The organism is Streptomyces sp. NPDC107575 (genome assembly GCF_055657265.1).
Genome location: NZ_JBVKBG010000003.1, coordinates 1,208,310 through 1,224,597, shown reverse-complemented (window position 1 = coordinate 1,224,597; position 16,288 = coordinate 1,208,310). Strand labels below are relative to the sequence as shown.

At 69.3% G+C, this 16,288-nt stretch carries 13 protein-coding genes and 2 tRNA genes; 7 read left to right on the top strand and 8 right to left on the bottom strand.

What is annotated here, in order from left to right; all coding sequences use genetic code 11:
* Positions 1 to 5: 5 nt before the first annotated feature.
* On the top strand, positions 6 to 677 hold the full coding sequence (locus tag ACZ7L4_RS18685) for a class F sortase (RefSeq protein ID WP_472103758.1): 672 nt from the start codon (positions 6 to 8) through the stop codon (positions 675 to 677).
* Between the two features lie 334 nt (positions 678 to 1,011).
* Entirely contained in the window at positions 1,012 to 2,013 is a 1,002-nt protein-coding gene (locus ACZ7L4_RS18680) for a glycoside hydrolase family 6 protein (protein WP_472103756.1), read from the top strand.
* Between the two features lie 54 nt (positions 2,014 to 2,067).
* Here the strand turns inward: ACZ7L4_RS18680 and glxA are convergent, their stop codons facing one another.
* The 3 genes from glxA to ACZ7L4_RS18665 form a co-directional block, all read right to left on the bottom strand.
* Positions 2,068 to 4,005 carry a radical copper oxidase GlxA gene (gene glxA / locus ACZ7L4_RS18675; RefSeq protein ID WP_472103754.1) on the bottom strand — a complete coding sequence of 646 codons (1,938 nt, stop codon included), beginning with the start codon at positions 4,003 to 4,005 and terminating at the stop codon, positions 2,068 to 2,070.
* Positions 4,002 to 5,972, bottom strand: a complete 1,971-nt coding sequence (locus ACZ7L4_RS18670; RefSeq protein ID WP_472103752.1) for a glycosyltransferase family 2 protein — start codon at positions 5,970 to 5,972, stop codon at positions 4,002 to 4,004. Before ACZ7L4_RS18670 ends, glxA begins: the two co-directional genes overlap by 4 nt.
* Before the next feature lie 487 nt (positions 5,973 to 6,459).
* Positions 6,460 to 6,533, bottom strand: a tRNA-Lys gene (locus tag ACZ7L4_RS18665).
* A 234-nt stretch (positions 6,534 to 6,767) separates the two neighbouring features.
* Here ACZ7L4_RS18665 and ACZ7L4_RS18660 point away from each other — a divergent pair.
* From ACZ7L4_RS18660 to ACZ7L4_RS18640, 5 genes are all read left to right on the top strand, one after another.
* The gene (locus tag ACZ7L4_RS18660; RefSeq protein ID WP_472104062.1) at positions 6,768 to 8,054 is read left to right on the top strand and encodes a peptidoglycan-binding protein; all 1,287 of its coding nucleotides are present in this window, start codon (positions 6,768 to 6,770) and stop codon (positions 8,052 to 8,054) included.
* A gap of 20 nt (positions 8,055 to 8,074) precedes the next feature.
* A complete protein-coding gene (locus tag ACZ7L4_RS18655) occupies positions 8,075 to 9,175 on the top strand; it encodes an SPFH domain-containing protein (RefSeq protein ID WP_472103750.1) in 1,101 nt (366 codons plus the stop codon).
* Between the two features lie 160 nt (positions 9,176 to 9,335).
* Positions 9,336 to 9,947, top strand: a complete 612-nt coding sequence (locus tag ACZ7L4_RS18650) for a lytic polysaccharide monooxygenase auxiliary activity family 9 protein (RefSeq protein ID WP_472103748.1) — start codon at positions 9,336 to 9,338, stop codon at positions 9,945 to 9,947.
* Between the two features lie 103 nt (positions 9,948 to 10,050).
* Positions 10,051 to 11,721, top strand: a complete 1,671-nt coding sequence (locus ACZ7L4_RS18645; RefSeq protein WP_472103746.1) for an AMP-binding protein — start codon at positions 10,051 to 10,053, stop codon at positions 11,719 to 11,721.
* Between the two features lie 63 nt (positions 11,722 to 11,784).
* A tRNA-Lys gene (locus ACZ7L4_RS18640) sits at positions 11,785 to 11,858 on the top strand.
* A gap of 353 nt (positions 11,859 to 12,211) precedes the next feature.
* Here the strand turns inward: ACZ7L4_RS18640 and ACZ7L4_RS18635 are convergent.
* From ACZ7L4_RS18635 to ehuB, 5 genes are all read right to left on the bottom strand, one after another.
* Entirely contained in the window at positions 12,212 to 12,982 is a 771-nt protein-coding gene (locus ACZ7L4_RS18635) for an IclR family transcriptional regulator (RefSeq protein WP_472103744.1), read from the bottom strand.
* Positions 12,983 to 13,157: 175 nt separating this feature from the next.
* On the bottom strand, positions 13,158 to 13,973 hold the full coding sequence (gene ehuA / locus ACZ7L4_RS18630) for an ectoine/hydroxyectoine ABC transporter ATP-binding protein EhuA (RefSeq protein WP_472103742.1): 816 nt from the start codon (positions 13,971 to 13,973) through the stop codon (positions 13,158 to 13,160).
* The gene (gene ehuD, locus ACZ7L4_RS18625) at positions 13,963 to 14,610 is read right to left on the bottom strand and encodes an ectoine/hydroxyectoine ABC transporter permease subunit EhuD (RefSeq protein ID WP_472103740.1); all 648 of its coding nucleotides are present in this window, start codon (positions 14,608 to 14,610) and stop codon (positions 13,963 to 13,965) included. The genes ehuA and ehuD overlap by 11 nt, the downstream gene beginning before the upstream one ends.
* Positions 14,607 to 15,350: an ectoine/hydroxyectoine ABC transporter permease subunit EhuC gene (ehuC, locus tag ACZ7L4_RS18620; RefSeq protein WP_472103738.1), complete on the bottom strand. Its 744-nt coding sequence runs from the start codon at positions 15,348 to 15,350 to the stop codon at positions 14,607 to 14,609. The genes ehuD and ehuC overlap by 4 nt, the downstream gene beginning before the upstream one ends.
* Positions 15,347 to 16,279: an ectoine/hydroxyectoine ABC transporter substrate-binding protein EhuB gene (gene ehuB / locus ACZ7L4_RS18615; RefSeq protein WP_472103736.1), complete on the bottom strand. Its 933-nt coding sequence runs from the start codon at positions 16,277 to 16,279 to the stop codon at positions 15,347 to 15,349. The genes ehuC and ehuB overlap by 4 nt, the downstream gene beginning before the upstream one ends.
* Positions 16,280 to 16,288 lie beyond the last annotated feature (9 nt).

Genomic DNA, 16,288 nt, shown 5'->3' with positions numbered 1-16,288 from the left:
CCGCCATGAATGACCGGTCGCAGGGGGCCGGGCGACTCCTCACGGGAGTGGCCTGGGCCGTGCTGCTGCTCGGCTTGTGGCTGTGGGGCCACGGCGCCACCGATCTGAACCTGTCCTCGCCGACGACCGGGGACGCGGCCGCCGTCGGCCGCCCCTCGGACGTCGACCTGCCGCCCGCCCACCGGCCCGTCGAGGGCGCGCAGCCGCGCCGCGTCGACATCGCGGCGCTGCGCGTCCAGGCGCCCGTCGTGCCCCGCGGCCTGGACGGGAGCGGCGCCGTCGACCCGCCGCCGTACGCGCGGGCCGGCGTCGTCGGCTGGTACGGCGACGGGGCGGCACCGGGGGAGCGCGGCACCGCCCTGTTCGTCGGGCACGTCGACACCGAGAGCAGGCCCGCCGTCTTCTACCACCTCAGCGAGGCGAAGCCCGGGGACACGGTGCGGGTGACGCGGGCCGACGGCTCCGTCGCCTCCTTCACCGTCGACGACGTCCGGGTGTTCTCCCGCGAGAACTTCGACCCGGCCGAGGCGTACGGGCCGCACCGCTCGGGGCGCGCCGAGCTCCGCCTGATCACCTGCGGCGGCACCTTCGACAAGGCCTCGGGAACGTACGACGCGAACGTGGTCGTGTCCGCGTACCTGTCGGACGTGACCAGCGCCCAGCCGAGGGCGAGTTGAGAGCACGCGGCCCCACCTGTCCGATCGGCGGCCCGCTCCCCCAGGGGCCGCCGACCGGACCGGTCCTCGACCGTGCGGGCGGCGGGCTGCGGGAGGGCCCGGCCTCGGCACGGGAGGCTGTGGTGGTCGGTCGGATCGGACCGGCCGAGGTCTGGGGCCGCTCACCACGACTTTAGAACGGATGGGCAGATCAGCCCATAGCGCGGTCGAGGGTTCCCGAGGAGCCCGTCCGCGCACGCTGTAACAGGTCCTTGACAAGCGCCGTACGCGCTCGTGGCCCGGCAGCGGCGTATGCCAGGATTGAGAGCCAGACAGTGCACCCAAGGGGGAGTGGATGTACCGGAAACTGAGGACTGGAGCGGTCGTCGTGGGGGCGGCGCTGCTCATGTCCGCCTGTTCCTCCGGCGGCGGGGACAACGAGGGGGACGGGGCGACCGACCCCGTGAAGCAACAGCCCAGGGGCGCCGACCCGTTCTGGGTCAACCCCGACAGCAAGGCCGCGAAGGCCGCGTCGGCCCTCGCGAAGGACGGCAAGGACGCCGAGGCCGCCAAGGTCCGCAAGATCGCCGAACAGCCCAGCGGTGAATGGCTGTTGCCGGAGAACGCACAGGACCAGGCGCGCGGCTTCACCGAGGCCGCCCAGAAGGCGAACCGGGACGCGCTGCTCGTCGTCTACAACATCCCGCACCGCGACTGCGGCCAGTACTCGGGCGGCGGCGCGGCGGACGGGAACGCGTACCGGGAGTTCATCGACCAGGTCGCCGCGGGCATCGGGGACCGGCCCGCGACGGTGATCCTGGAGCCCGACGCGGTGCAGCACATGGTGGACAACTGCACGCCGGAGCAGTTCCACGAGGAGCGTTACGACCTGCTCAAGGGCGCCATCGCGAAGTTCAAGTCCCTGAAGGACACGAAGGTCTACCTCGACGCGGGCAACGCGGGCTGGGGCAAGCCGGACCAGATCTACGAGCCGCTGAAGTGGTCCGGCATCGACCAGGCCGACGGCTTCTCGGTCAACGTGTCGAACTTCTACACCACCGACGAGTCGGTCAAGTACGGCAAGGAGCTGTCGGCGAAGGTCGGCAACAAGCCGTTCGTGGTCGACACGAGCCGCAACGGCAACGGGCCGTACACGGGCGGCGCCGCCGACGAGCGCTGGTGCAACCCGCCGGGCCGGGCCCTGGGCGAGAAGCCGACCACCAAGACCGGCGACCCGCAGGTGAAGGCCTACTTGTGGGTCAAGCGCCCGGGCGAGTCCGACGGCACGTGCAAGGGCGGCCCGAAGGCGGGCGAGTGGTGGGGCGAGTACGCCATGAAGCTGGCGGACGCCAAGTAACGCACGAGGGCGGGAGGTTCCCCTCCCGCCCTCTCACGTGTCACGCGCTTTCGTCTACGGAACGTGGACCCACTGCGCCTTGCTGGGCGTCCCCTCGTCGTCCGTCACGAACAGCATGTACCAGCCCGACTCCACCAGCGACCGGCTCTTCGGCACGGACACCGTCACCGAGTCCGCTGACTTCTTCAGGTCGAGCGCGATGGACGTCTGGTCCACGTCCGTGACGTGCGTGGAGGCGCTCGGCCGGATCAGCCGGGCCGTCTTGATGGACGACGCGTGCTCCGTCCTGTACGTCGCCGAGCCACCGCGCCGGATCGTCTTCTCGCCGCCCTCGAGGGCCGGCCGCGAGTCCCGGTACAGATACGGCGGCGTGTACATCTCGATGCGCTGCTCGAACGTGCCGGGCTTGGTGTTGGCCTTGTCGGCGTAGAGCGAGTCCGAGCCGAAGAACAGCACGCGCCCGTCGGGCAGGAGCAGCGAGCCCGAGTGGTAGTTGCGCCCCACGTGCGGGTCGGCGACCCGCTTGAACGCGTTCTTCTTCGTGTCGTAGAGCCGGGCCTCCAGGATGTTGGAGTCGCCGCGCCCGCGGTAGTCCTCCGAGCCGCCGGAGACGAGGATCGAGTCGTCCGGCAGGACCGAGGCCTGCGGGTACCGGGTCCCCTTGTCGAGCTTCGGCCCGTCCACGAACTTCGGGCTCCGCTCCTTCAGGTCGACGATCCGGGTCTTCTCGCTGGAGAGCTTGGACTCGCCGACACCACCGCCGCCGACCACCATGTACTTCTGGTCCTGCGCGGGCGGCAGTTCGACGGTGTTCGCCGTCTCCATCATGTTCGCGTCCGAAAGCCCGGGAATCTTCTGGAACTTGTTGTTCGTCAGATCCCAAATACCTGGCTTGCGACCGACGTTGTCCGGACCGTAACCGGCATTCGCGCCCGAGTAGAAGATCTTCCCGTTCTCCATCTGGAACAGCGCCGGATAGGTCGGGAACTGGCGGACGTCCTTCAGGTACGTCCACTTCTTCGTCTTCGGGTCGTACACCTCGTTCTTGCCCGGCACCAACTGCCCGATCTCGTCGAGCCCGGACACCGAGAGGACCTTGCCGTCGGAGAGCGTGGTCAGCGTCGGGTACCAGCGCGCCTCGTTCATCGGGTCGACCTTGATGTACTTCTCGGCGACCGGGTCGAACTCGAAGCTGTCCCTGATCCCCTGGAAGTCCTTCTTGTCCAGGGCGAGCTTCTGCGCGATGCCGTACACATTGCGGGCGTCCTGGCCGGTCAGGCCCTGCACCCGGTAGTTGTCCTGGGTGCCGGTCTCGTACTTGGAGCCCGAACGCTGCGCCTCGACGTACACCCGGCCGAGGCCCGGCTCATTGCGCAGGAACTTGCCGGTCGCCTTGTCGAAGACCTTCTTGGCGCGCTCGATCGTGATGTTGTCCTTGGCGACGAACGACTTCCCGTTCTCCTTGCCGGTGAAGACCGTGCCCGCCTTGATGGTCTTGGGGGCGTCCGGGTCCTCGTTGTGCACGATCATCAGGCCGCCGGCCTTGGTGACGTCGCCCTTGAGCTTCTCGTAGCGCTTGGTGCCGCCCGCGATCAGCAGATTCCCGTTCGCCAGCTGCGTATGTCCCGTGCAGAACAGGTCGCTGGGCGTCGGGATCTTCTTGATGGTCTTCTTCACCGGGTCGTAGAGCCGGGTGTCGAACTTCTTCGCGTCGAAGTTCTTCTGGTTGTTCCCCGACCCGGCGACGAGCAGGATCTTCCCGGTGTGCAACAGCGCCGCGTGAATCGTGTTCAGGCGCATGTCCTTGGGGAAATCGATGACGTCCCAGTGCCCGTTCTCGGCCTTGTACTCCGGTTTGTTGATCTTGTACTCGTGATACTTGGCCGATCCGAAGCGGTACAGCCAGGGTCCGTTCATCCCGGCCAGCGCCAGGACCACCACCGTGCCGATGACTATGCGCCGGGCACGGCGGCGGCTCGCACCGTCTTTCACTTGTTACGTCCCCCCAGGGAAATCTGCTTGGTCTGTTCATTGCCCCAGTCCACCCGCGCGCCACCGTCGTGCGGCTGGGCGGCCCAACTCGGCTTCTGCTGCGGCGCGGTGTGCGTCCGCGCGGGCGCCGGGCGCTCGGCGGGCTCCGGCTGCGGGGCCTCGGCGGGCTGCTGCTTCGGCTTCTTCTTGTCCTGGCGCAGCATGTAGCGCCACGCGAACATCGGCGCCGCGGTGATCAGCAGCGCGAAGGAGGCCCACGTGATCATCGCCGGGTGGGAGTGGCCGAAGTAGAAGCCGGCGCCGATCGAGCCGCCGAAGATGAGGATGAAGTACCAGTGGTAGCGGAAGGTCCCGAACCAGCGGTCGGGGCTTGCCGAATCGCCCTTGGGGGTCACCACGAACTTGCTCTTGCGGCGCAGTACGGCGTCGAAGAGCGCCTTCGCGTACAGCGGCGCCGACAGCGCGGACATCACCATGCCGGCCACGCCGCCGGAGCCCTCCGGCTCGTGCGGCGAGACGTTGTGCCGGCGGTTCCACACGTAGAGGCCGATCTGCAGCGCCGACGCGTTGCCGTACAGCATCAGCCAGATCGTCGGGTCGATGTTCACGCCCGAGGCGCCGAGACCCAGGAACAGCGCACAACTCAGCGCCGCCAGGATCCAGTTCATCGCGGCCATCGGGTAGAAGATGATCATCATCGTGTAGTTGAAGAGCTTGCTCGGCGGGAGCGTGAAGAAGCCCTTCCAGTACTGCTTGAGGATCGTCTCGTAGGTACCGCGCGACCAGCGCATCTGCTGGGTGAAGAAGTCCGTCCAGGCGCTGGGGCCCTCGCCGACCGCGAGCACGTCCGGCGTGTACACGGAGCGCCACTTCTTGCCGGTGAACGGGTTGCGGTGCCGGTGGATCTCGAAGCCGGTGGCCATGTCCTCCGTGATGGAGTCGTACAGGCCGCCGATCTGCTTGAGCGCCTTGATGCGCACGGCGTTGGACGTGCCGACGAACATGGGCGCGCCGTAGCGGTTGCCGGCCCGCTGGATCAGCGCGTGGAACAGGAACTGCTGGGACTCGGCGGCCTTGGTGATGAAGTTGTCGTAGTTCCCGTACACCTGCGGGCCGATGACGAAGCCGACATCGGGGTCGCGGAAGAAGCCGAGCATCCGCTCCAGGTAGTTGGGCAGCGGCACGTGGTCGGTGTCGACGGAGGCGAAGAAGTCGTACTCGTCCCCGTGCGCGTCCAGCCAGGCGTTGTAGTTGCCGTGCTTGGTCTTGGCGCGGTGCGGGCCCTTCGGCTGGTTCCACTTCGCGACGCCCTTGCGGGAGAAGTGGTGCACGCCGAGCCGCTCGCAGACCTCCTTGACCGCGGGGTCGTCGCCCTCGTCGAGCAGCCAGACGTGCAGCAGACCCCGGTGGCGCAGCTTGACCGCCGCCTCCAGGGTCTTCGTCACCATCTCGAGCGGCTCCTTGCCGGGCACGAACGAGGTGAGGAACGCGACGCGGGTGCCGGTCTCCGGGACCACCGGGATCGGGTCGCGGGCGACCAGCGTCGCGTGCGCGTTCGACAGCACGTTCATGCAGCGGAAGAACTCGATGAGCCCGATGGACACCAGCATCACGATGTCGAGCGCGGGCAGGAAGTCGTAGGCGGGATAGTCCCGTTCGGTCCAGTGTTCGGGCTGCATCAGCCAGAACAGCAGGACGAGGGAGAGCAGCGGGGCCGCGCCCAGCATCAGCGCGGCCCGGATCCTGTGCGGCTCCTGTGAGAGCAGCGATCGGTAGCGCACCTTGTACGGCTTGTTCGGGTCGGGCTGGGTCAGTGGCCCGGCGAGCCGGCTGTAGTGCTCGTAGTCGTAGCGCGGCAACGATTTCCTGATGCGCCGGAAACCGCCAGTGCGGTGCGGTGGCACTCGCAGCTGGGTCGTCTCGGACGGGTCGAATTCCGGCCGGGCGCCCGTCGGCGTCGACGTCATGAGTCATCCCCCCGCACGCGTCACCGCGTGGTCGTCGGTCCTGCGCCCGGGAACGGGCCCCCTGACCGTGCCCCCGGACGTATCACTGGCGGGCCACCGTCCCACCCTTACCTACTTACGTAAGACTGGTACGGCGGCCTTCCGGTTGCATGATGCCCCCCTCGACATCGGTTCATGGGCGGGGCCCCCTCCCCGCGCGCTCGGCAACCGGCTCGGGCCCGGCGTGACACGGTGCCCATTTCAACTGCCTTGTACCGTAAGCATCTTGGGAGCCAATGGCTCCATGACAGAGTGCTGTGCCCCGGTTCATGATCGCAAGGCCGATACATGGTGTTTACCGGCCTTGATGCGGGTTGCGCCACTCCGTGGTCGCGCCCACGGGGCTCCGCCCCGGACCCCGCGCCTCCATCGCCGGCGGGGCTTGATCTGTCCACCCGGGCTCAACGTACGACGAAGGCCCCCGCTGCTGCGGGGGCCTTCGCTTAGGTGCGCCATCAGGGACTCGAACCCCGGACACGCGGATTAAGAGTCCGCTGCTCTAACCAACTGAGCTAATGGCGCCTGTCGACGTCCATAACTTTACCCGAGCCTCCGGGGTGCTTCTGACCACTCGACACGCCGAGGGACTGGGTGAATTCTGGTGATTTCAACCTTTCGGACCGTCAACATGCGACTTGTCTGGACAGTTGAGACGCTTCCTGCGTGCGGAATCGAGGCTCGTTATTCCAAAGTCCGGCACCGGAGTGTGAGGGGAATCGCATGGAGCGGATGGAGCGAGGGGACACGGCGGAGCCGATGGGCGCCCCGGTCTTCGAGGACGTCGACCCGGCCGAGGACTGCGACTGCGCAGGCTGCGCCGAGTGGCGGCGCGCGGTGCCCCACCCGGTGCGCACCAAGGTGGGCGCCCGCCACGCCCTGGTTCTCGCCGCCGCCGCGGGCACCGTCATCGGCGGCCTCCAGACCACCCCGGCGGCCGCGGCCGAACACCACGAGGCCAGACCACTGACCCCGCCCCCGGACGACGTGGGCGGCACGACGCCGCAGGGCGGCAGCGGCCCGCTGCACGGGGCGCCGGCCCCGGCCGCCGGATCCGTGTCCCTGGTCAAGTCCCCGACCCTGCGCAAGACCTCCCGGGCCGCGATCCTCGACCGCGCCAGGAAGTGGGTCGAGGCCAAGGTCCCGTACAACATGAACAAGTACTGGAAGGACGGCTACCGCCAGGACTGCTCCGGCTTCGTCTCCATGGCGTGGGGCCTGCCGGGCAACGAGTGGACCGGCAGCCTCGCCCAGTACGGCACCCGGATCACCAAGGCGCAGCTGCAGCCCGGCGACATGCTGCTCTTCCACAACCCCGCCGACCCGGAGAAGGGCTCGCACGTCACGATCTTCGGCGGCTGGACGGACGCGTCCCGCACCCGGTACATCGCGTACGAGCAGACCAAGCCCGGCACGCGGGTGCAGTCCACCCCGTACGCGTACTGGAGCCACTCGAGCAGTTACGTCGCGTACCGGTACCGGGCGGTCTCGGGCGGCAGCTCCGGGGTGAGCGCGACGACGAAGTTCCCCGGCGCGAAGTACTTCGGCCCCGGCAGGAACAACGCGTACGTGACGCGGCTCGGCGAGATGCTCGTAGAGCGGGGCGGCAAGCGGTTCTACCGGGTCGGGCCAGGGCCGAAGTGGAGCGAGGCGGACCGCAAGGCCACGCGCGCGTTCCAGCGTGCGCAGGGCTGGCGCGGCGAGGCGGCGGACGGCATCCCGGGGCCCACGACCTGGTCGTACCTGTCGACGGGCCAGGGCCGAAGCATCCCGTCCACCGGCAGCGGCGGCGCCGAACGGACCGGGGCCTCCGGCTTCCCGGGCAAGGCGAAGTTCCGGCCCGGCGCGGAGAACTCCGACGTCACGCGGCTCGGCAGGCAGCTCGTGAAGAAAGGATTCGGCAAGTTCTACACCAAGGGCCCCGGACCGCGTTGGAGCGAGGCGGACCGGCGCAACGTCGAGGCCTTCCAGCGGGCCCAGGGCTGGCGCGGCAAGGCGGCCGACGGCTATCCCGGCCCCGAGACCTGGCGCCGGCTGTTCTCATGACGCGCAACGCGGAGGGTTCCATGAGCGAAACCGACGGAGGGGCGCGCGCCGCGCGGCTCATCCGTAACGAGTCCACCACCGAGATCCCGGTCCACCTCCTCTTCCGCGACGACCCGGACCCGGTGGCCGTGCCGCTGCGGCCCGCGGTCGTCACCAAGGCCCAGGTCGAGCGGTCGAGCGCGCGCCGGACGCCCGCACCAGCGGCTCCGGCCCGGCCCGCGCCCTCCGTCGACCCCGGCCTGGAGGAGCGGCCCGGACGGGCGCTGCCCGGTGCCTTCGGGGTGTTCGGCGGGGCGGTGGGCGCGGCAGGGGCCGCGGCCTCGCTCGGCTGGGCGGGGGCGCTGCCCCGGATCATGACCGACCTCGCGGGCCTCGACGGATACGCGGGCGCCGGGTTCGGCCCCGCGCAGTGGGCGGCGATCGCCGGGTCCGGGGTGCTCGCCCTGTTCGGCGTCGGCGGGCTCGCGCGCGGGCGCACCGGCGGGGCCTGGGTGCTCACGCGCTTCGGCCGCTACCGGGGGAGCGTGCGCAGGCCGGGACTGCTGTGGCTGAACCCGCTGCTCGTGCGCCGCCGGGTCGACCTGCGCCTTCGGCACTGGCGCAGCGAGCCGATGCCGGCGGTCGACACCAATGGCGAGGCGCTGCGCGTCGTCGTGCTCGTCGCCTGGCGGATCAAGGACACGGCGCGGGCGACGCTCGGCACCGAGGACCACGAGACGTATCTGCGCGAGTGCGTGGAGGCCGGGCTGGCGCGGGTGCTTTCCAGGCTGCCCGCCGTGGTCGGCGACCGGGACGCGCCCGTGCTGCGCAACGCCGAGGCCCTCGGCGATCTGCTCACCCGGCGCCTCGCCGAGGACGCGGCCCCGGTCGGCATCGAGGTGTACTCGGCGCAGCCCACGCGCATCGAGTACGAGCCGGAGGTGGCCGCGGCGATGCGGCGCCGCCGGATCGCGGCCCTCGACGCGCGGCGCCGGGACAGCGTCCTCACCACGGTCGTGGACTCGGTGGAGGACACCGTGACGCGGCTGACCGCGCGCGGCCTCGTCGATCTCGACGACTACGAGCGGAAGTTGCTCGTGAAGGACCTGACGGTGGCGTTCTACACGGGCCGAGGGGAGTGACGCTCCGGGGGTGAGCGGAAGGGCTCGTGCCGGGAATTGCGATTGGTCTGGACATGCTCAACTCACGGTCCTACATTGTGCGTTGGTCTAGACCTGAACTGTTGAACCATCGCTGTGCGCACGGCTTCCGGCACTCCCAACACCCCCCAGGAGCGGCAGCATGCGAAAGACCTCGAAGCGTACGAAGGCGTACGCGGCCCTGCTCGGCCTGACGACCGCGGGGGCGTTCGCGCTCTCCGCGGGCGGCGCCAGCGGCCACGGCTACACCGATCTGCCGGTCAGCAGGCAGAAGCTCTGTGCCAACGGCGGCGTCAGCGGCTGCGGCGACATCCAGTGGGAGCCGCAGAGCGTCGAGGGCCCCAAGGGCTTCCCGGCGGCGGGCCCCGCCGACGGCAAGCTCTGCTCGGCCGGGCACGGCAACTTCAGTGCGCTCGACGCCCCGAAGCAGCCGAACGGGAACGCGTGGCCGACCACGAAGGTGACGGGCGGTCAGAGCCAGACCTTCCGCTGGCAGTTCACCGCGCGGCACTCCACCACGGACTTCCGCTACTACATCACCAAGGACGGCTGGGACCAGAGCAAGCCGCTGACCCGGTCGGCCCTGCAGACGGCCCCGTTCCTCACCGTCCCGTTCAGCGGGCAGCCGCCGGCGACGCTGTCGCACTCCGGCACGCTGCCCTCCGGGAAGTCGGGCCACCACGTGATCCTCGCGGTGTGGACCGTCGCGGACACGGCGAACGCCTTCTACGCGTGCTCGGACGTGACGTTCTGAGCCCGCGGCCCCAGTGCGCCGCCCCACGGCGCACTGGGGCTCCGGTCGGCGGGGTTGTCGGCGCTCTCCACATCTGACGATACGTCAATTATGGTTCGCCGCCATGGGATCCATGACGACGCGCACCTTCGCGGAGCTGATCCGGGCGCGCTGGGGCGACCACAGGCCCGGGCTCGCGTACGAGGATCAGGTGCTCAGCCACCACCAGGTCGCGGCCGGGGCGGCCTCCCGCGCGGCGCTCCTCGGTGAGCTGCTGCCGCGGTCGGCGCAGCCCCACGTCGGCCTGCTCCTCGACAACACCCCCGAGTTCCCCCAGTGGCTGGGCGCGGCCGCGCTCTCCGGCGCCGCCGTCGCCGGCCTCAATCCGACGCGGCGCGGCGCCGAGCTCGCCCGCGACATCACCCACACCGAGTGCCGCGTCCTGGTCACCGAGCGGGCCCACCTCCCGCTGCTGGACGGCCTCGACCTCCCGGGCATCCGGATCCTGGTGACCGACACCGACGCGTACGAGGAGCTGCTCACGCCGTACGAGGGCGCGAAACCGGAGGTCGACGACCGGGTCGGCCCCGGCACCCGCATGCTGCTCTACTTCACCTCCGGGTCGACCGGGGCCCCGAAGGCGGCGCTGTGCACGCAGGGGCGGCTGGCTGCGGCGGGCCAGTCGCTGGTCTCGAACTTCGGGGTCCGCCCGGACGACGTGCACTACATCTGCATGCCCCTCTTCCACGGCAACGCGGTCATCGCGGACTGGGCGCCGGCCGTCGCGGCGGGGGCGGGGGTCGCGCTGCGCCGCCGCTTCTCGGCGTCCGGGTTCCTGGGCGACGTACGCCGATTCGGCGCGACGTACTTCACCTACGTGGGCCGGGCCGTCCAGTACATCCTGGCCACCGACGAGCGCCCGGACGACCGCGACAACCCCCTCCGGATGGGGTTCGGCACGGAGGCCGGGGCCGTGGACGCGGCGCGGTTCGAGGAGCGGTTCGGGGCGCGGCTCGTCGAGGGGTACGGGTCGTCGGAGGGCGGCGCCGCGGTGCAGCGGACGTCCGGCACCCCGGCGGGCGCGATCGGCCTGGCGGCCCCCGGCAGCGACCTCGCGGTGCTCGACCCGGAGACGAGGACGGAGTGCCCGCCGGCCCGCTTCGACGAGGGCGGCCGTCTCCTCAACGGCGCGGAGGCGATAGGCGAGCTGGTCAACCGCGGCCGCTCACCCTTCGAGGGCTACTGGCGCAACGACGCCGCGTACGCGGAGCGCGTCCGCGAACACGGCTGGTACTGGACCGGCGACCACTTCTACCGGGACGCGGACGGGTTCCTCTACTTCGCCGGGCGCGGCGACGACAAGATCCGCGTCGACAGCGAGAACCTCGCCCCCGCCATGATCGAGAACATCCTCGCCCGCTGGCCGGACGCGGCGGCCGTAGCGGTCTACGGGGTGCCGGACCCGGTGGCGGGCGACCAGGTGATGGCGACGGTGGCGCTCCGCCCGGGCCGCGCCTTCGACCCGGCCGGCTTCGACGCCTTCCTCCGCTCGCAGCCCGACCTGGGAACGAAGATGGCGCCCCGTTTCATCCGGGTGGTGGAACGGATGCCGGTCACGGCCACGAACAAGGTGCGGCGCGGGGAGCTGCGCCGCGAGGGCTTCTGGTCCGGCGGCACCCTGTGGTGGCGCCCACCGACCGCCCCCGCCTACCGCCCCCTGACCCCCGAGGACCGCACGACCCTGACGACGACCTACCGCGACCACGCCCGCGACCACCTCCTCACCCCGCCGTGACCCCTGCGCCCCCGGTGGTCAAAAGCACCCCCTGGGGCCAGGTAGTATTTACCTCGTCAACCGGCGCCATTAGCTCAGTTGGTTAGAGCAGCGGACTCTTAATCCGCGTGTCCGGGGTTCGAGTCCCTGATGGCGCACAGACAAACCGAAGGCCCCTGCAGTAGCGGGGGCCTTCGTCGTGCGCTCGGCCCGGGCGGGCAAAATTGGCCCCGCTGTCGGGCGAAAGCAGTCGCTCCCCGAGGCCTTATCGCCGTCGCCGACAAGCGCGGCTGGGGGTCCGGGGGTTATCCCCCGGGGAATACAGCATCCGCGTGTCCGGGGTTCGAGTCCCTGATGGCGCACCTAAAGGTGAGAGCCCTCCGCATCAGCGGGGGGCTCTTGTCGTTGCGATCGGGCACAAGCGCGGGTGGGCCAATCAAGCCCCGCCGGCGATTGAGGCGCGGGGTCCGGGGCAGAGCCCCGTGGCCGTAACGCCGTCGCCGGTGAGCGGTCAGATGGCCAAGGACAGGAGGACCGGCGCCGCCTCCTTGTTGAGCTGCTCCGCCGCATCGTGCAACCGATGCGCATGCTCGACCGGCAGGGAAAGCGCCAGACACCCGACGGACGCCCCCGCCGTGATGGGAACCGCGGCGCACACCGTACCCACCGCGTACTCCTGAAGATCCAGCACCGGAACCGTCGCCGGCTGCGAGGCCAGTCGGGACAGCAGCACCTTCTCGTTCGTGATCGTCCGCGACGTGAGCCGCGCCATCTTGTGCCGGGACAGATGATCCCGCCGCCCGTTCATGTCCAGCTGCCCGAGGAGGCTCTTGCCGATCGCGCTCGCGTGCGCCGAGACACGGAAGTCCACCCACTCGTTGACCGCGGGCGTCTCGGGCCCCGTCGCCATCTGCGTGACCCGGATCTCCCCGTCGACGTAGCGGCTCATGTAGACCGCCGCGCCCACGTCGTCCCGCAGCCGGTCGAGCGTGCCCTGGAGCTTCGCGGTGAGCGCGGCCGCATGGCCGTCCGCCGCACCGAGCCTGCTCAGGGTCTCGCCGGTGATGTACGCCCCGTCGGCGGTCTGCTGGACGTACCCCTCGCGGCGCAGCATGCGCAGCAGGACAGTCAGCTGCTCGGCGGGCAGCGCCGTGACCCGCGCCAGCTCCGTGTCGGTCACGCCCACGCCTCGGTGTGCGACGGTCTCCAGCACGCGCAACGCGTGCTGCACCGCCTCGTGCGGCTGGTGCGAGGACGCACCCTGCTCGTGCTTCAGCGCCACGGTTCTTCCCCCTGCATGGACCGGTTCCGGACAGCTGGGCTGAAGTCCACGATAGCCGCCAACACCCCTTTCGGGGGCGCCGGTTGGGGAGATTGGTGGCGCGCCCCGTGCCTCTCAACAGGAACGCGCCACCATGGCATATGCCAAAGTCATGCACCACTCGGTGAGCGGCTGGTCACAGGACCGCGCTCAGGAACTCCCTGGTGCGCTCGTGCTCCGGCTCCCCGAACATCTTCTCCGGCGAACCGGACTCGATGATGCGGCCCGAGTCGAACATCAGGACCTGGTCCGAGATGTCCCGCGCGAAGTTCATCTCGTGCGTCACGCACAGCATGGTGATGTCCGTGCTGTGCGCGATGTCCCGCAGGACGTCGAGGACGCCGGCCACCAGCTCCGGGTCGAGCGCCGACGTGACCTCGTCGAGCAGCAGGACCTGCGGGCGCATCGCCAGCGCGCGGGCGATCGCCACACGCTGCTGCTGACCGCCGGAGAGCTGGGACGGGTACGCCTCGCAGCGGTCGCCCAGGCCGACCATGTCGAGCAGCTCCTTGGCCCGGTGCTCCGCCTCGTCCTTGGACAGGCCGAGCACGTTGACCGGCGCCTCGGTGATGTTGCGCAGCACGTTCATGTTCGGGAACAGGTTGAACTGCTGGAACACCATCCCGATGTTCTTGCGGATCTCGCGGATGTGCTTCTCGCCGGCCGGGACGAGCTTTCCGTCCTTCTGCTCGTGCGTGAGGTACTCGCCGCCGACCTTGATGGTGCCCTCGTCGGGCTTCATCAGCGTCATCAGGAGCCGCAGGATCGTGGTCTTGCCGGATCCGGACGGGCCGATCAGCGTGACGTGCTTGCCGGAGTCGACCGAGAAGTCCAGGTTGTCCAGGACGGTGTTGCTGCCGAACCGCTTGGTGACCTTGTCGAAGCGGATGAGCTCGCTGCCGTCGACGGCAGGATTCGGGATTTCCTGGGAAGTGCTGCTGTCAGCGGACAAGACGACGCTCCAAAACTCGCAGAAGAAGAGAAGCCGGGTAGGCGATGACGATGAAGGCGACACCGACGACGCTGATGGCCTCGTAGGTGAAGGTGGTCTGGCTGAAGCCCTGGGCCTCGCCCAGCATGTCCAGCGCACCGATCGCCATGATCTGCGGCGATTCCTTCAGCATGACGATCACGTAGTTGCCGAGCGCGGGGATCACCCTGCGCACGGCCTGCGGCAGGATCACCGCGCGCCAGGTGCGGCCCTTGGGGAGGTTGAGCGCCGTGGCCGCCTCCCACTGGCCGACGGGCACGCCGTCGATGCCGGCCCGATAGACCTCGGACGTGTACGTCGAGTAGTGCAGGCCGAGCCCGACGACGCCGGTGACCAGCGGGGACATCGAGATGCCCCAGGAGGGAACGACGTAGAAGAGGAAGAACAGCTGCACCAGGAGCGGGGTGTTCCGGATGAACTCGGTGACCGCCGTCACCGGCCAGCTGATCCACTTCAACTTCGAGCGCTGGGCGATCGCCCACACAAGGCCGAGGGCGAAGGCGATGACCGCGCCCCCGACGAGCGCCTGGAGCGTGACGAGCAGGCCGTCCCAGAACTGCGGCATGAAGTCCGCGACGTGCGACCAGTCCCAGTTCACTTGGCACCTCCGGCACCGGTCACGGCGTCGATCGTCGACTTGGAGCGCATCCCGCCGAGGAGCACGCGCAGACCGCCCTGCTCGGGCGCCTGGCCGACACGGCTCTTGGCGTGGCGCTCAAGCAGGCGCATGAGGCGCGTGAAGATGAAGGCGAACACGAAGTACAGGACGAGCAGCAGCGTGTAGATCGGCGCGCTGTCGCCGGAGACGAGTCGCTTGAGGTTGCCCGCGAACGTCATGTCGGCCACCGCGATGAGGGACACCAGCGAGGTTCCCTTGAGCAGCTCGATCAGCAGGTTGTTGAACGGCGGGATCATCTCCGGCCAGGCCTGCGGGAGTTCGATGCGGCGCAGGCGCTGGGCGCGCGTGAAGTTGAGGGCGATGCCGGCCTCGCGCTGGGCGGGCGGCACCGCGGCGAGTGCACCGCGCACGATCTCCGAACCGTAGGCGCCGTAGGTGATGCTGAGCGCCAGAACGCCCGAGAAGAGCGGATCGAACTTGATCTGGAACAGCATCGGCACGGTGAACGCGATCCAGAACATGAAGACCAGCGACGACGTGCTGCGGAAGATCTCGAAGTACGCCCCGGAAAGGAAGCGCACGAACCACACATTGGACGTGCGCAGCACGCCGATGATGATCGCGACGACGAAGGCGAAGATCGCGCTGAGGATCGTGATCTCGAGCGTGATCCAGATACCCGGCAGGAACCAGTTCTCGAAGAACTTCGCGGACATCATGAGGCGGCTCCCTTGGCAGGGGGGCAGAGTTTCTCGACCGTGAGGTCGGTCATCTCCTCCTTGGTGAAGCCGAAGGGCGCCATGATGCGCAGGAGTTCACCGCTGTCCTTGAGCTTGTGCAGCTCCTTGTTGAACGCGTCGCGCAGGTTCTTCTCCGACTTCCGGAACGCGAATCCGCCCGCTCCGTAGACCGGCTTTCCGTCCACGTAGGGCTGGAAGGGCTCGACGGCCTCGACCCCGCTCTTGCCCTTGATCACCGTACGGACCGTGACGGCCGTGCCGGCGAAGGCGTCGACCCGGCCCTGGCGCACGGCGTCGAGGCCCGCGACCTGGTCGGGCAGGATCAGCATGTCCTTGATGCCGAGGGCCTTGGCGGTATCGATCTCCGCGTACGCCGTGCCCGTCGCGAACTTCAGCTTCTTGTCCGCGATTTCCTTGTACGTCTTGATGCCGTGCGGGTTCCCCTTGCGCACGATGAACGAGTCGGGCATCAGGTAGTCGGGATCGGAGAACAGCACCTGTGCGCAGCGGTCCGGGTTGATGTACATCCCCGCCGACACCACGTCGAACTGCTGCGCCTGGGTGAGGCCCGGAATCAGCGCGCTGAACTGGGTCGGCACCGCCTTCACCTTGGGCACACCGAGACGGGGGAAAATCACCTTGGCGATCGCCGGCGCCTCTCCGGTGACCTCGCCGTTCTCGTCGATGTATCCGAACGGGACCTCACCCGCGACGCCGATCTTGACCTCCCCGGCGTCGCGCAGCCGGTCCAGCAGATCCCCGCCCTCGACCTTCCCCTCCTCCGGTACGCGGGTACAGGCCGCGGCACCGAAAACACCCAGCGCCGCCGCCCCCGCACCGTAGAGCAGGGAGCGGCGGCGGACTGGTCTGGCGATGAATCCCTCATTGTTACCAAGTGGTGGAGCCATGGCGCGCCA